The sequence below is a fragment of the Microbacterium sp. J1-1 genome, from assembly GCF_024498615.1.
In the GTDB taxonomy this organism is placed as follows: Bacteria; Actinomycetota; Actinomycetes; order Actinomycetales; family Microbacteriaceae; genus Microbacterium; species Microbacterium aurugineum.
On record NZ_CP089590.1, the window covers coordinates 1063901 to 1076912 of the forward strand.

The window sequence follows — 13012 nt, forward strand, 5'->3', positions numbered from 1 at the left end:
CACATCCGCCTTCGCGGGCTCACCCCTGTGCGGTGAGCGTGCTCTCGATGCCGCTGATGCGGGCCTGCTCGTCGAAGCGGAATGTCGCGGTCCCCGAGGCATCCGTGACGATCGCGCCCGAGAAGGACTCGTCGGTCCAGGTGAGGGTCCAGCCTGCGAGCCGCGCGAGGTCCCACACCGCCGTGCGGGCGTCGGAGAGTTCCATTCCCGAGAGCACGCGGGGAAGCGCGACGACGGCCACCGCGACGGTGAGCGGCGCGAGCGGAGCGTCGAGCAGGAACACTGCCCGGGTGCCGTTGCCGACGGGGGCCGAGTAGTAGGGCGAGCGTCCGGTGAGCTCGACCGCGGCGCCGCCGACCGTGTGCGCGGCCTGCGCGATCCACTCGTCGTCGCCCGAGGCCTCGGCGGGGAACGGCACCTCCGGCGTGGTCAGTTCGGTGATGCCGTGCGCGGTGCCGTAGGCGTGCAGCTGCGTCGCGATGCCCTGCGGGTCACCACTGGGATGAGCCCAGGCCCAGAGCAGCGAGCGCGGCCCCGGTGCGATCGTGGCGATCAGGTGCGCGCGTGTGACGAACTGGCGCGACGGGTCGTCGTTCGCGGTGAAGGTGAGCGTTCCCTGCGCCATGTCCGCGTCCCAGCGGTGCTCGCCGAGGGCATCGGCGGCGGCGGAGAGGGCGTCCTGGCGGAGCGCGACGAACAGAGCGGCACGGTCGGCGAGGGGCTGGAGCGCGGCGTAGGTCATGCCGACAGTCTCGCGGCAGATGCTATGAATCCGCTAGTTCGGCCGGGGTCTTCGTGACCGCTTCCGGTCGACCCATCCGCCAGACACTCGGCACCATCAGGGTGACCAGCGCGATCGACGCGTAGACGACGCCCGAGGTCACGAGCACGGTCGCAGGATCCGCGTGCGTGATCAGCCAGCCGTAGATCAGCGTGCCGATCGGCATCACGACGAAGCTGCCGAGCATGTCGTAGCTCGCGACCCGGGAGAGTTTCTCACCGGGGATGTTCTCCATCATCGCGAGGTTCCATCCGGTGCTGAAGACCTCGGCGCCGGCACCCGCGATGAAGGCGGCCATCGCGAGGAGGACCACGGCGGGATGGACGCCCAGTATCGTCACCGGGATCGCGAACGCGGCGATGCCGATCATGCCGTAGCGCAGCGGCCTCCGCAGCGGGAACCACATCAGCAGCAGTGTCATCAGCAGCACGCCGGCACCCTCGGCGCTGAGCACCCATCCCCACCCCGTGATCCCGAGGAGGTCGTTGTTCTTCGCGATGTAGGGGCCGACCACGCCCCAGGCACCGATGTGGATCGCGTTCATGACCATGAAGGCCAGCACGACCGTCCACAACCAGGAGCGACTCCAGAACTCCCGCCACCCGATTCGGAGGTCATGGAACATCGTGGTGCCGCCGGCATGCGAGGGCGGCGGCAGCTTCACGAGCGCGAGCACCGGGATCGCGACCGCCCAGCCCGCGGCCTGGACCACCATGGCCCACGCGGGGCCGGCCGTGGCCACGAGGATCCCGGCCAGGACCGGACCGCCGATCGTGACGGCGGAACGGACGAACGACAGCATCGCGTTGGCCTGTTGCAGATGCTCGGGGGTCGTGAGCTGCGGGATGATGCCCTGCATCGCGGGGAGCACGAAGGCGGTCGAAGCACCGTTGACGATCGAGAGCAGCACGAGCAGCGGAATCGTCGCATTGCCGGTGAACAGGAGAGCCGCGATCGCGCCGATGGACAGGATGTCCACCACGTAGCAGGCCTGGATGATCAGAGCGCGCGGCAGACGGTCGGCGATGACACCGCCGAACAGCACGAACACGATGTTGCTGACAGTGAAGGCGGTGAGGACGAAGGACAGCGACCGCGCGTCGTTGTCGATCTCCAGCACGGCGAACGCGAGTGCGATCGACGACATCGAGCCGGTGATCATGGTGATCGCGCGTGCCAGGAAGAACCAGCGGAAGTTCCGGTCCTGCATCGCGGCGAGGCCGCGGATCATCTCCTGGACTCGCTCGTGCGCATCCGATCATCTTGCCACGGCGGGCACCTCGAATCGCGCACATGGTCCCCTCCAGGCCGCCGAAGCAGCCAGTTGCGCGACTTGAAGGGTCAGTAGCTGGCGCGTGAGGTCCCGTCCGCACGGATGAAGCGTGCGGCGAGGGCCTCGGAGGCACGGGCGAGCAGTGCGACGTCCGCGCCGACCGCCACGAAGTCGGCACCGGCGGCGAGGTAGGCGTCCGCCGTGGCGGGGTCGAAGGCGTTGACACCCACCGGTTTCCCGGCGGCCGTGACGGCATCGAACACGGTCTTGACCGCGGCCGTGACGTCGGGATGGGTCTGCTGGCCGAGCAGGCCCATCGAGGCCGAGAGATCGGACGGACCGACGAACACCGCATCGACACCGTCGACCGCGGCGATCTCGGCAGCGGCTTCGACCCCGGCGGTCGTCTCGATCTGGACCGTGAGGGAGGTGTGCTGCGCGGACTCCTGAAGGTAGTCGTCGACGCGGTTCCACCGAGCACTGCGTGCGAGCGCACTGCCCACCCCGCGGACGCCGGCCGGGGGATAGCGGGTGGCGGCGACCGCGGCGCGTGCCTCCTGGGCAGATGACACCATCGGGACGATCAGGTTCTGCGCCCCGAGATCGAGGACCTGTTTGATCGCGACGGTGTCGTTGGAGGGGACGCGCACGACCGGGGTGATCGGGTACGCGGCGACCGCCTGGAGCTGCAGGAGCACCGCGTCGAGGGTGTTCGCCGAGTGTTCCATGTCGATCAGCAGCCAGTCGAGTCCTGAGCCTGCGGCGACCTCTGCGAGGAGCGGGCTGCCCGAGCAGACCCACATCCCCACGGACGGACGATCAGAGCCGGCGAGCTGCTCTCGGAACGACGGATCTAGACGAAGCGACATGCGACAGTTCCCATCGGTCCGTAGTCGCACAGCACGTCATCGCCGCGCGACACCCACATCGGGCGCGTGAACGATCCTGCCAGGATGATCTCGCCCGCCTCGAGACGCGCGCCGTGCTGGTGGAACTTGTTCGCGAGCCACGCCACTCCGGTGGCCGGGTGGCCGAGCACTCCGGCGGCGACCCCCGTCTCCTCGATCTCACCGTTGCGGGAGAGGACCCCCGGCACCCATCGCAGATCGATCTCGTCGGGACGACGGTGGACGGTTCCGAGAACCATCGCGCCGTAGGCGGCGTTGTCGCTGATCGTGTCGACGATCGTCCGACCCTCAAGCTCGATGTGCGAGTTCAGCACCTCGAGTGCCGGGACGGCGTAGTCGATCGCCTCCAGGGCATCCTCGAGGGTGCAGTCCGGCCCCTCGAGCGGCTTCTTCAGCACGAACGCCAGCTCGACCTCGATGCGCACGTTCGAGAAATGGTCGACCGGGATCTCTGCGCCCGACTCGTGGACGGTGTCGTCGAACATCACCCCGTAGTCCGGCTCGGTGATACCCGTCGCCTGCTGCATCGCCTTCGACGTCAGACCGATCTTGCGCCCGACGAGGCGGCGCCCCGCGGCGATCTGGGTGTCGCGCCAGACGCCCTGGATCGCGTACGAATCCTCGACCGTGGCCTCCGGGTATCGCGCTGTGATCCGGGGGATCATCGCGTGCGTGCGATCGGCTTCCGCGAGTTCGGCAGCGATCTGCGCGATCGTCTCCTCTGACAGCATCCGTGCCTCCTAGAGCTGGTGGCCCAGCTTGTACTCGCCCTGCTTGTACTCGGGCATCGACTTCTCGCCTTCGTCGGCACGCGTGTACGAGAAGCCGTCGGCGCCGATGGTCACCGCCATCTCGCTGGAGTCGGTTCGCGCGGTCACGGGCTGCGGGTTGCCGTCGAGGTCGAGCACGAGCGAGGCGTCGGTGTACCAGGAGGGCACGACCGGGGTGCCCCACCAGTCGCGGCGCTGGTTGTCGTGCACATCCCACGTCACGACCGGGTTGTCGGGGTCGCCCGTGTAGTAGTCCTGCGTGTAGATCTCGACGCGGTGGCCGTCGGGGTCGCGCAGGTACAGGTAGAACGCGTTCGAGACGCCGTGACGGCCCGGGCCTCGCTCGATCGCGTCCGACCGGCGCAGAGCACCGAGCTTGTCGCAGATCGCGAGGATGTTGTGCTTCTCGTGGGTGGCGAAGGCCACATGGTGCATGCGCGGACCGTCGCCTCCGGTGGTCGCGGTGTCGTGGACGGTCGGCTTGCGGCGCAGCCAGGCGGCGTAGACGGTGCCTTCGTCGTCCTGGATGTCCTCGGTGACCCGGAAGCCCAGGTCCTGGTAGTGCCGCACCGCGCGCGGCACATCGGGGGTGACCTGGTTGAAGTGATCCAGACGCACGAGCTCACCGGGGGTGTGCAGGTCGTAGCGCCACGACAGACGCTCGACGTGATCCGTGGCGTAGAAGAACTCATAGGGGAAGCCGAGCGGGTCGACGACACGGACGGAGTCGCCGATGCCCTTGACGAAGCCGTTCTCGTTGCGGCGGACGTCGCAGCCCAGTTCGGTGTAGAACTCGACGGCGCGGTCGAGGTCTTCGGGCGTGCGCACCCGGTAGGAGAACGCGGCCACGGCGGCGATCGGCCCCTGACGCAGGATCAGGTTGTGGTGGATGAACTCCTCGGTCGAGCGCAGGTAGATCGCCTGCTCGTCCTCCTCGGTCACGTACAGGCCGAGGATGTCGACGTAGAACTGTCGCGAGGCGGCCAGGTCGGTGACCACGATCTCCATGTACGCGCACCGCAGGATGTCCGGTGGCGTGCTCTTCGGGGTCGTCACGGGGTTGTCCGATTGGATCGGTGCCTCCTGGCTCACGTAGTAGCCCGAGGAGGTCAGGGTCTTTGCGGTCTTGTCGGTCATGTCAGCGTCCTTGCTTTGGGGGTTCCGGTCGCGATATGTCAGCGTTCTGAGCCGAATAGGGTGACATATCGCGACCGGAGCGCGGGGAGAGGGTCAGTTCTTGCCGAAGGTCGGGTTGTGCGAGTGAGCCGCGAGCGTGATGTGCACGCTCTGCTGGTCGGTGTAGAAGTCGATCGAGCGGTAGCCGCCCTCATGGCCGAGACCCGAGGCCTTCACACCGCCGAACGGGGTGCGGAGGTCGCGCACGTTGTTGCTGTTCAGCCAGACCATGCCGGCCTCGACGGACTGCGCGAAGTTGTGCGCGCGCTTGAGGTCGTTGGTCCAGATGTAGGCGGCGAGCCCGTACTTCGTGTTGTTCGCGAGCGACAGTGCCTCCTCGTCGGAGTCGAACGGCGTGATCGCGACGACCGGCCCGAAGATCTCCTCCTGGAAGATGCGGGCATCGGGGGAGACGTCGGCGAACACCGTGGGGGCGACGAAATTGCCCTCCTCGAAGCCCTCCGGACGACCGCCGCCGGCGACCAGGCGCCCCTCCGTCTTGCCGATCTCGACGTAGCTCATCACCTTGTCGTAGTGCTCGGGGTGGACGAGCGCGCCGACCTCGGTGGCCGGATCGTGGGGGTAGCCGACCTTCACGCGCTTCGCCTGCGCCGCGTAGCGCTCCACGAACTCCTCGTAGATCGAGCGCTCGACGAGGATGCGGGATCCTGCCGTGCAGCGCTCGCCGTTGAGGGAGAACACGCCGAAGATCGTGGCGTCGACGGCGGCTTCCAGGTCGGCGTCGGCGAAGACCACGGCCGGCGACTTCCCACCGAGCTCCATCGACAGGCCCTTGAGGAACGGGGCCGCGTTGCCGAAGATGATCTGTCCGGTGCGGCTCTCGCCCGTGAAGGAGATGAGCGGCACGTCGGGGTGCTTGACCAGCGCGTCGCCCGCGTCTTCGCCCAGGCCGTTGACGAGGTTGAAGACACCCTGCGGAAGACCGGCCTCCTCGAAGATGCCCGCCCACAGCGAGGCGGACAGCGGGGTGAACTCGGCGGGCTTGAGCACCACCGTGTTGCCGGTCGCGAGCGCGGGGCCGAGCTTCCACGACTCGAGCATGAAGGGCGTGTTCCAGGGTGTGATGAGGCCCGCGACGCCGATCGGCTTGCGGTTGACGTAGTTCATCTGGCGGCCGGGAACCTTGAACGCATCGTCCGACTGCGCCACGATGAGGTCTGCGAAGAAGCGGAAGTTCTCGGCGGCGCGACGGGCCTGACCCAGAGCCTGAGTGATCGGGAGGCCGGAGTCGTAGGACTCGAGCTCGGCCAGGCGGGCGTCCCGCGACTCGACGATGTCCGCGATCCGGTGCAGCACGCGTGACCGCTCGCGCGGGAGCATCCGCGGCCAGGGGCCCTCGTCGAACGCACGCCTCGCGGCGGCGACCGCGAGGTCGATGTCGGCCTTCTTCCCGGCGGCGGCGGTCGTGTAGGCCTGGTTGGTGACCGGGTCGAGGACATCGAACGTGTCGCCGTCGACGGAGTCGACGAACGCGCCGTCGATGTAGTGCTGGATGTGGTCGGGAAGGTCGGCGGGGATGCGCGAATCAGTCATGACGGTTCTCCTGTGGCGTGAGCGGTACGGGTGTGCAGCGCATCGAGGAACGCGTCCCTCGTGCGCCAACGGTGGTTGCGGGCGGCGAGCTCGATCTCGAGCGGGTCCGCCCCTTCGCGGATGAGTTCGAGGATCTGCGTGTGCTCGTCGACCGAGTGGTGGGCGCGCCCCGGGACGTAGGCGAACGTGGTGTCGCGGATGCCGGAGAGCCGGGCCCAGCCGCGATGGACGAGGTCGAGCAGATGCGGGTTCGGGCACGGGGCGAACAGCACGGAGTGGAACTGACGGTTCAACTCCGTGAAGCTGTGTGCGTCGAAGTGGTCGAGCAGTCGCGTCATGCGCTCGTTCACCTCCGCGGCCTCGGCGAGAGCGTCGGCGTCGAGCAGCGGAGCGGAGAGCGCGGTGGCGGCGCCTTCGACGAGCCCCAGGGTCTGCATGGTGTGCGCGTACTCGCTCTCGTCCACGAGCGTCACCCGCGCGCCGACGTTGCGTTCGAACGTGACGAGACCTTCGGCTTCGAGACGGCGGATCGCTTCCCGGACTGGAACCACGCTCATGTCGAGCTCCTCGGCGATCGCGCCGAGCACCAGGCGGTATCCCGGGCCGAAGACGTGTGCAGCGATGCGGGAGCGGATCCAGGTGTACGCCTGCTCCGACTTGCTGGTGCTGGCGACCGTGGTCATCGCTGTCCCCGGTCGGATGTGGCGGCCTCGTAGCGGGCGCGCCACTCCGCGTTGAGGGGGAACAGTCCGTCGACCGGATGCCCGGCGGCGACCTGCTCGGCGATCCAGGCGTCCTCGATCTCCTGGGCGACCGCATCGGCGGCCACCTCTTCCGCCAGGCCGGGAGGGATGACGATCACGCCGTCGCTGTCGCCGACGATGATGTCGCCGGGCTGCACGGTCGCCCCGCCGCAGGAGATCGTGACATCCACGTCCCACGGCACGTGTTTGCGTCCGAGGACCGACGGGTGCGCGCCCTGGGAGAACACCGGCAGACCGATCTCGGCCACGGCATCGAAGTCGCGGACCCCGCCGTCGGTGACCACACCGGCCGCCCCGCGGGTCTTCGCCCGGAGCGCGAGGATGTCGCCGAGGGTGCCCGTGGTGGCGTCGCCCCGTGCCTCGATGACGATGACCTCATCTTGGTCGACCGCGTCGAAGGCGCGCTTCTGGGCGTTGTACCCGCCGCCGTGGGCCGTGAAGAGATCTTCGCGGAACGGCACGAACCGCAGCGTCTTCGCGGTGCCGACGATCTTGCGACCCGGGATGTTGACCGACACCCCGTCGATGAAGCAGGAGTGGTGGCCACGCTTGCGGAGCTGCGCCGAGAGCCCGGCGGTCGGGGCTTCGAGGAGCAGCGTCCGCAGCTCGGGCGAGAGCGCGGGAGCCTTCTCGACAGGGGGGAGGCCGGCTTCCTCGCGTGAACCCCAGGCCTCGGTGCGCTGCAGATCGTCCACGGCGGGGAGTGAGCCGAGGTCGCCGTCGAACGGGACATCGCCCTGCGTCACGGTGGTGATGAGTCGGCCCGAGGTCGGGGCGCCGGGAGCGGTCGGGGCGTCCACCTCGACCTCGACGACATCGCCGGGGACGATGACGGAGGAGCCGGCGGGGGTGCCGGTGAGGATCACGTCGCCGGGTTCGAGGGTGAAGTGCTGGGAGAGGTCGGCCACGAGCTGTGCGAGGGGGAAGATGAGCCCCGCCGTGGTGTCGTCCTGGCGGAGTTCGCCGTTGACCCAGGTGCGCACCCGGAGGGCTTCGGGGTCGACCGAGCGGGCGTCGATGACGTCCGGGCCGAGCGGTGTGTAGCCGTCGCCGCCCTTGGAGCGGACGTTCGAGCCCTTGTCGTTCGCGCGGAGGTCGTACAAGCCGAGGTCGTTCGATGCGGTGACCCCGCTGACGTGCGACCAGGCCTCGGCGAGCGGGACCCGACGCGCCGCCGTGCCGATCACGAGGGCGATCTCCCCTTCGAAGGCGAGCAGCTCGGTGCCGGCAGGGCGTTCGACCGTGCCTCCGGAGGCGGCAACGGAACTCGCCGGCTTGAAGAAATAGGAGGGGGAGGCGGGGCGCCTGCCGCGCTGATCAGCACGGGACGCGTAGCTCAGATGGATCGCGATGATCTTGCCGGGGCGGCTGATGGTCTCCGTCACGGGGCGCCTCCTCGCGCTCGTCTGCGACGCCTTGTGCGTCGTATTCGAAATCATATATCATCGGTTCACCCCTCGGCAAGCATTTGGATCCGTTCCGCTGCGCGCCGTGACAATGCGGTCACAACCAGAAGGAGACACCCCATGAGCGGGCAGTCACAGGATGGGTTCACGCCCACCGGAACCATCGCGACATCGGCCGATCGGCGCCGCGTCGTCTTCGCAACCGTCGTCGGAACCACCGTCGAGTGGTACGACTTCTTCATCTATGCCACAGCGGTCGGACTCGTGTTCGGGCAGCTGTTCTTCGAGCCGCTGGGCGCGAACAGTGCGCTGGTCGCCTTCGCGACGGTCGGCGTCAGCTTCCTCTTCCGCCCGCTCGGCGCCTTCCTCGCGGGGCACTACGGCGACAAGCTCGGGCGCAAGACCGTGCTCATGTGGACGCTCATCCTGATGGGCGCCGCGACGGCGCTCATCGGTCTCCTGCCCACGTACGAGACGATCGGGATCACGGCGCCGATCCTGCTGGTGCTGCTCCGCATCATCCAGGGCATCTCCGCCGGCGGTGAGTGGGGTGGCGCGGTGCTGATGGCCGTCGAGCACGCTCCGCGCAAGAAGCGCGGTATCTTCGGCGCGTCGCCGCAGATCGGCGTTCCCCTCGGCCTGCTCCTCGCCTCGGGCGTGATGGCGCTGATGACCGTGATCGCTCCCGGCGAGCAGTTCATGGCCTGGGGCTGGCGGGTGCCGTTCCTGCTCAGCGTGGTGCTGATCCTCGTCGGCTACTACGTGCGTCGCAAGGTCGAGGAGAGCCCGGTCTTCACCGAACTCGCCGCGCGCAAGGAGAAGGCGCAGATGCCGATCGCGCAGCTGTTCCGCAAGCACCTGCTGCTCGTCATCATCGCGGCCCTGGTGTTCGCCGGCAACAACGCCGTCGGCTACATGACCACCGGCGGCTACATCCAGGGCTACGCGACCAACCCCGAGGGGTCGATCGGCCTCGAGCGCGGACCGGTCCTCTGGGCTGTCGCGGGTTCTGCTGTCACCTGGCTGCTCACGACCCTTCTCGCCGGATGGCTGTCCGACCGCATCGGCCGTCGTACGACCTACGTCATCGGATGGGTGTTGCAGCTGATCGGTGTGTTCACCCTGTTCCCGCTCGTGAACACCGGCGAGATCGGTCTGCTGTTCGCCGGTCTCGCGATCCTGACCATCGGTCTCGGCTTCACTTACGGCCCGCAGGCGGCGCTGTACGCCGAACTGTTCCCTGCGAGCATCCGCTTCTCAGGAGTATCGATCTCCTACGCGATCGGCGCGATCGCCGGAGGGGCGTTCGCACCGACGATCGCCACGGCCATCGTGAGCGCGACCGGCTCGACGGACGCCGTCACGTGGTACCTCGCCGGGATGACGGTTCTCGGACTGATCGCCACGCTGCTGCTGCGCGATCGCTCCGGCATTCCGCTCGGGCCGGACCACGAGGCGGAGCAGTCCGTCAGCCCGATCCACGGACTCGCGAAGGCCTGACCCGTTCCGGTCTCGCTCTTTGCCCCGGTCTCGCTCTTCGCTCCGTTGCGGGATCGAAAACGCGCGTCTACTCACCCGTAGGCGCGCGTTTTTGATCTCGCACGCGCTCTTGTGGCCGGGTCAGCCGGCGAGGGAGTCGCGGATGGCCTCGGCCGAACGCTGGAGGCGCGCGGCGATCGCGGCATCATCGAGCGCGGTCGCCACGTGCACGACGGCGATCGCGGCGGGGCGCTGACCCCGGAGCGCGAGCGGTACCGCCACCGACTGCACGGTGGGGATGACCTCGTCGTGGCTGGTCGCGAAGCCGCGGTCCTTCGTCGTCTCGACGTCTGTGGGGAGGGAGGAGGGGGCGCCCGCCGGCCACTCGGCAGCCGGGAGCTGCGCCAGGATGGCCTTGCCGGGTGCGCCGACGGTGACGGGATGCCGGGCGCCGGGGCGCTGCGCGACACTGGCGACCGCATGGCGGGGCTCGACGCTCGCCAGCGTGATGCACTCCCCGCCGTCGAGCACGGCGAGGAAACATGTCATGCCCAGCTCGTTGGCGATCGCGGTGAGCTCGGGGAGCGCTTCGGCCTGGAGGTCATGGGCGACACCGGCCGCGAGCGCCGCCATCCGGGCGCCGAGACCCACGGCCCCCGCGGCATCGCGCGTCACCAGGCGGTGGTCTTCGAGTGTTCGCACCAGGCGGTAGGCGATCGAGCGGTGCACCCCGAGGCGGGCAGAGATCTCGTCGATCGTGAGCGCCCCGCGCGCGTCGGCCAGGACTTCGAGGATGCGGATGCCGCGGCTCAGGGTCTGCGAGGCGGGGGAGGTCTTCGTGTTCTCGGGCATGCGGGTGCTCCCTTGCGATGTGCGGCGCCGCGGACTACGCTGTGTTCAATAGTAGAACAGTATGTTCGAATATAGAACACAGCGTTCGACGAAAGCAAGACCCGCAGGCAAGACCGACGAAGAAGTCCGGAAGGAATCGACGACGATGCAGTTCCACCACCACGGCTATGTCTCCGCTGACCCGCGCGTGCAGGACGCCGCCGGAATCGGTGCAGACCGGCCCGCCGACATCCCGGACGAGATCGACGTGCTCATCGTCGGCTCCGGACCCGCAGGCATGCTGCTCGCCGCTCAGATGTCGCAGTACCCCGGCATCTCCACCCGGATCATCGAGAAGCGCGGCGGACGTCTCCCGCTCGGTCAGGCGGACGGCATCCAGCCACGCAGCGTCGAGACGTTCCAGGCGTTCGGATTCGCCGAGCGGATCATCGCCGAGGCGTACAACATCGGCTGGATGAACTTCTGGGGCCCGAACCCCGACAAGCGCGACGAGATCATCCGTACCTCCCGCACGTCCGACTACGCCTACGACATCTGCGAGTTCCCGCACCTGATCGTCAACCAGGCGCGCGTCCTCGACTACTTCGCAGAGTCCGCTGCGCACGGCCCCGGCAGGATCGTCCCCGACTACGGCGTGGAGTTCACCGGCCTCACCGTCCACGACGACGGCGCGTACCCGGTCGAGGTGGGGATCCGCTACGTCGCGGGGGAGCGCGTCGGCGAGGAGCGGACCATCCGTGCCCGGTTCGTCGTCGGCTGCGACGGCGCGCGCAGCGGTGTGCGACAGGCGATCGGGCGGACGCACGTGGGCGCGTCCTCGGCGCACGCGTGGGGCGTGATGGACGTCCTCGTCAACACCGACTTCCCGGACTGGCGCACCAAGTGCGCGATCAACTCCGAAGCGGGCAACATCCTCCACATCCCGCGTGAGGGCGGGTACCTCTCGCGCATGTACATCGATCTGGGTGAAGTCGCCGACGACGATGACCACCGGGTGCGGCAGACGCCCATCGAGGAGATCATCCGCCGGGCCAACGAGATCCTGCACCCCTACACGCTCGACGTACGCGAGGTCGCCTGGCACAGCGTGTACGAGGTCGGTCACCGGGTCACCGACGGCTTCGACGACGTGATCGACGAATCGGGACGCACCCCGCGGGTGTTCCTGACCGGCGACGCCTGCCACACCCACAGCGCCAAGGCCGGCCAGGGCATGAACGTCTCGATGCAGGACGGCTTCAACCTCGGCTGGAAGCTCGGCTCGGTCCTCACGGGGCGCGCCCCCGAGACGCTGCTGGCGACGTACGGGGCGGAACGGCGACCGGTGGCACAGCAGCTCATCGACTTCGATCGGGAGTGGTCGACGCTGATGGCGCGCAAGCCGGAGGAGATCTCCGACCCCAACGAGCTGGCGACCTACTACCTCGCCACCGCCGAGTTCCCCTCCGGGTTCATGACGCAGTACACCTCGTCCATGATCACCGGAACAGGCGCCCATCAGGCGCTCGCGACCGGCTATCCGCTCGGCAAGCGCTTCAAGTCAGCCGAGGTCGTGCGGGTCGGCGACGGCAACGTCATCCACCTGGGCCATCACGCGAAGGCCGACGGACGCTGGCGTGTCTATGCGTTCGGCGACCGCACCGGTGACGCGCTCGCCGCCTGGGCGGAGAAGGCCGAGCCGCTCTTCGCCCGCTTCACGCCGGCCGATGCCGACGTGGATGCACTCTTCGACGTCAAGGCGGTCTACCAGCAGCCGTTCGAAGAGGTGGAAGTGACTTCGGCTCCCGCGCTGTTCCAGCCGAAGACCGGCCCCCTCGGGCTCACCGACTGGGAGAAGGTCTACGCAGCGGGCCCCAGCAAGTGGTGTGATACCGACATCTTCGCGGCGCGTGAGCTGTCGCGCGACGGAGTGGTGGTCGTCGTACGACCCGACCAGTACGTCGCGGCGATCTTCCCGCTCGATGACACGGCTGCGTTGGCGGGCTTCCTCGACGGGGCCTTCCTTCCCGCGGGGTGAGGCAACGGAGCCTTGCGCTCCGTTTCCCTCTC

Annotated in this window: 11 protein-coding genes; 2 read left to right on the plus strand and 9 right to left on the minus strand. The window is 68.4% G+C overall.

Annotation, left to right across the window (positions count from 1 at the left end):
• Positions 1 to 19: 19 nt before the first annotated feature.
• From LRQ07_RS05050 to LRQ07_RS05085, 8 genes are all read right to left on the minus strand, one after another.
• The gene (locus LRQ07_RS05050; protein WP_256536014.1) at positions 20 to 742 is read right to left on the minus strand and encodes a DUF6882 domain-containing protein; all 723 of its coding nucleotides are present in this window, start codon (positions 740 to 742) and stop codon (positions 20 to 22) included.
• A 22-nt stretch (positions 743 to 764) separates the two neighbouring features.
• Positions 765 to 2012, minus strand: a complete 1248-nt coding sequence (locus tag LRQ07_RS05055) for an MFS transporter (protein ID WP_134353203.1) — start codon at positions 2010 to 2012, stop codon at positions 765 to 767.
• A 110-nt stretch (positions 2013 to 2122) separates the two neighbouring features.
• Positions 2123 to 2923, minus strand: a complete 801-nt coding sequence (locus LRQ07_RS05060; protein WP_256536015.1) for an HpcH/HpaI aldolase family protein — start codon at positions 2921 to 2923, stop codon at positions 2123 to 2125.
• Positions 2908 to 3693, minus strand: coding sequence for a fumarylacetoacetate hydrolase family protein (locus tag LRQ07_RS05065; protein WP_256536016.1), 786 nt, complete (start codon positions 3691 to 3693; stop codon positions 2908 to 2910). Before LRQ07_RS05065 ends, LRQ07_RS05060 begins: the two co-directional genes overlap by 16 nt.
• 9 nt (positions 3694 to 3702) lie before the next feature.
• Complete coding sequence (gene hpaD / locus LRQ07_RS05070; RefSeq protein WP_047522686.1) at positions 3703 to 4869, minus strand: 3,4-dihydroxyphenylacetate 2,3-dioxygenase; 1167 nt, start codon at positions 4867 to 4869, stop codon at positions 3703 to 3705.
• A 93-nt stretch (positions 4870 to 4962) separates the two neighbouring features.
• Positions 4963 to 6462: a 5-carboxymethyl-2-hydroxymuconate semialdehyde dehydrogenase gene (hpaE, locus tag LRQ07_RS05075; protein WP_131492449.1), complete on the minus strand. Its 1500-nt coding sequence runs from the start codon at positions 6460 to 6462 to the stop codon at positions 4963 to 4965.
• Positions 6459 to 7145 carry a GntR family transcriptional regulator gene (locus tag LRQ07_RS05080; RefSeq protein ID WP_131492447.1) on the minus strand — a complete coding sequence of 229 codons (687 nt, stop codon included), beginning with the start codon at positions 7143 to 7145 and terminating at the stop codon, positions 6459 to 6461. The genes hpaE and LRQ07_RS05080 overlap by 4 nt, the downstream gene beginning before the upstream one ends.
• The gene (locus LRQ07_RS05085) at positions 7142 to 8665 is read right to left on the minus strand and encodes a fumarylacetoacetate hydrolase family protein (RefSeq protein ID WP_256536017.1); all 1524 of its coding nucleotides are present in this window, start codon (positions 8663 to 8665) and stop codon (positions 7142 to 7144) included. The genes LRQ07_RS05080 and LRQ07_RS05085 overlap by 4 nt, the downstream gene beginning before the upstream one ends.
• A gap of 87 nt (positions 8666 to 8752) precedes the next feature.
• On the opposite strand from LRQ07_RS05085, the gene LRQ07_RS05090 reads away from it, so the two are divergent.
• Entirely contained in the window at positions 8753 to 10132 is a 1380-nt protein-coding gene (locus LRQ07_RS05090; RefSeq protein ID WP_256536018.1) for an MFS transporter, read from the plus strand.
• Between the two features lie 120 nt (positions 10133 to 10252).
• Here LRQ07_RS05090 and LRQ07_RS05095 read toward each other — a convergent pair whose 3' ends face one another.
• On the minus strand, positions 10253 to 10963 hold the full coding sequence (locus LRQ07_RS05095) for an IclR family transcriptional regulator (RefSeq protein WP_256536019.1): 711 nt from the start codon (positions 10961 to 10963) through the stop codon (positions 10253 to 10255).
• A 145-nt stretch (positions 10964 to 11108) separates the two neighbouring features.
• Between LRQ07_RS05095 and LRQ07_RS05100 the strand changes: the two genes are divergently transcribed.
• Positions 11109 to 12980 (plus strand): FAD-dependent monooxygenase, encoded by a 1872-nt coding sequence (locus tag LRQ07_RS05100; RefSeq protein ID WP_256536020.1) that lies wholly within the window; start codon positions 11109 to 11111, stop codon positions 12978 to 12980.
• Positions 12981 to 13012 lie beyond the last annotated feature (32 nt).

Coding starts and splice junctions, on each gene's coding strand:
- LRQ07_RS05090 (WP_256536018.1), top strand. CDS start 8,753: ATGAGCGGGCAGTCACAGGATGGGTTCACGCCCACCGGAACCATCGCG.
- LRQ07_RS05055 (WP_134353203.1), bottom strand. CDS start 2,012: ATGATCCGCGGCCTCGCCGCGATGCAGGACCGGAACTTCCGCTGGTTC.
- LRQ07_RS05050 (WP_256536014.1), bottom strand. CDS start 742: ATGACCTACGCCGCGCTCCAGCCCCTCGCCGACCGTGCCGCTCTGTTC.
- LRQ07_RS05060 (WP_256536015.1), bottom strand. CDS start 2,923: ATGTCGCTTCGTCTAGATCCGTCGTTCCGAGAGCAGCTCGCCGGCTCT.
- LRQ07_RS05065 (WP_256536016.1), bottom strand. CDS start 3,693: ATGCTGTCAGAGGAGACGATCGCGCAGATCGCTGCCGAACTCGCGGAA.
- LRQ07_RS05080 (WP_131492447.1), bottom strand. CDS start 7,145: ATGACCACGGTCGCCAGCACCAGCAAGTCGGAGCAGGCGTACACCTGG.
- hpaD (WP_047522686.1), bottom strand. CDS start 4,869: ATGACCGACAAGACCGCAAAGACCCTGACCTCCTCGGGCTACTACGTG.
- LRQ07_RS05095 (WP_256536019.1), bottom strand. CDS start 10,963: ATGCCCGAGAACACGAAGACCTCCCCCGCCTCGCAGACCCTGAGCCGC.
- LRQ07_RS05100 (WP_256536020.1), top strand. CDS start 11,109: ATGCAGTTCCACCACCACGGCTATGTCTCCGCTGACCCGCGCGTGCAG.
- LRQ07_RS05085 (WP_256536017.1), bottom strand. CDS start 8,665: ATGATTTCGAATACGACGCACAAGGCGTCGCAGACGAGCGCGAGGAGG.
- hpaE (WP_131492449.1), bottom strand. CDS start 6,462: ATGACTGATTCGCGCATCCCCGCCGACCTTCCCGACCACATCCAGCAC.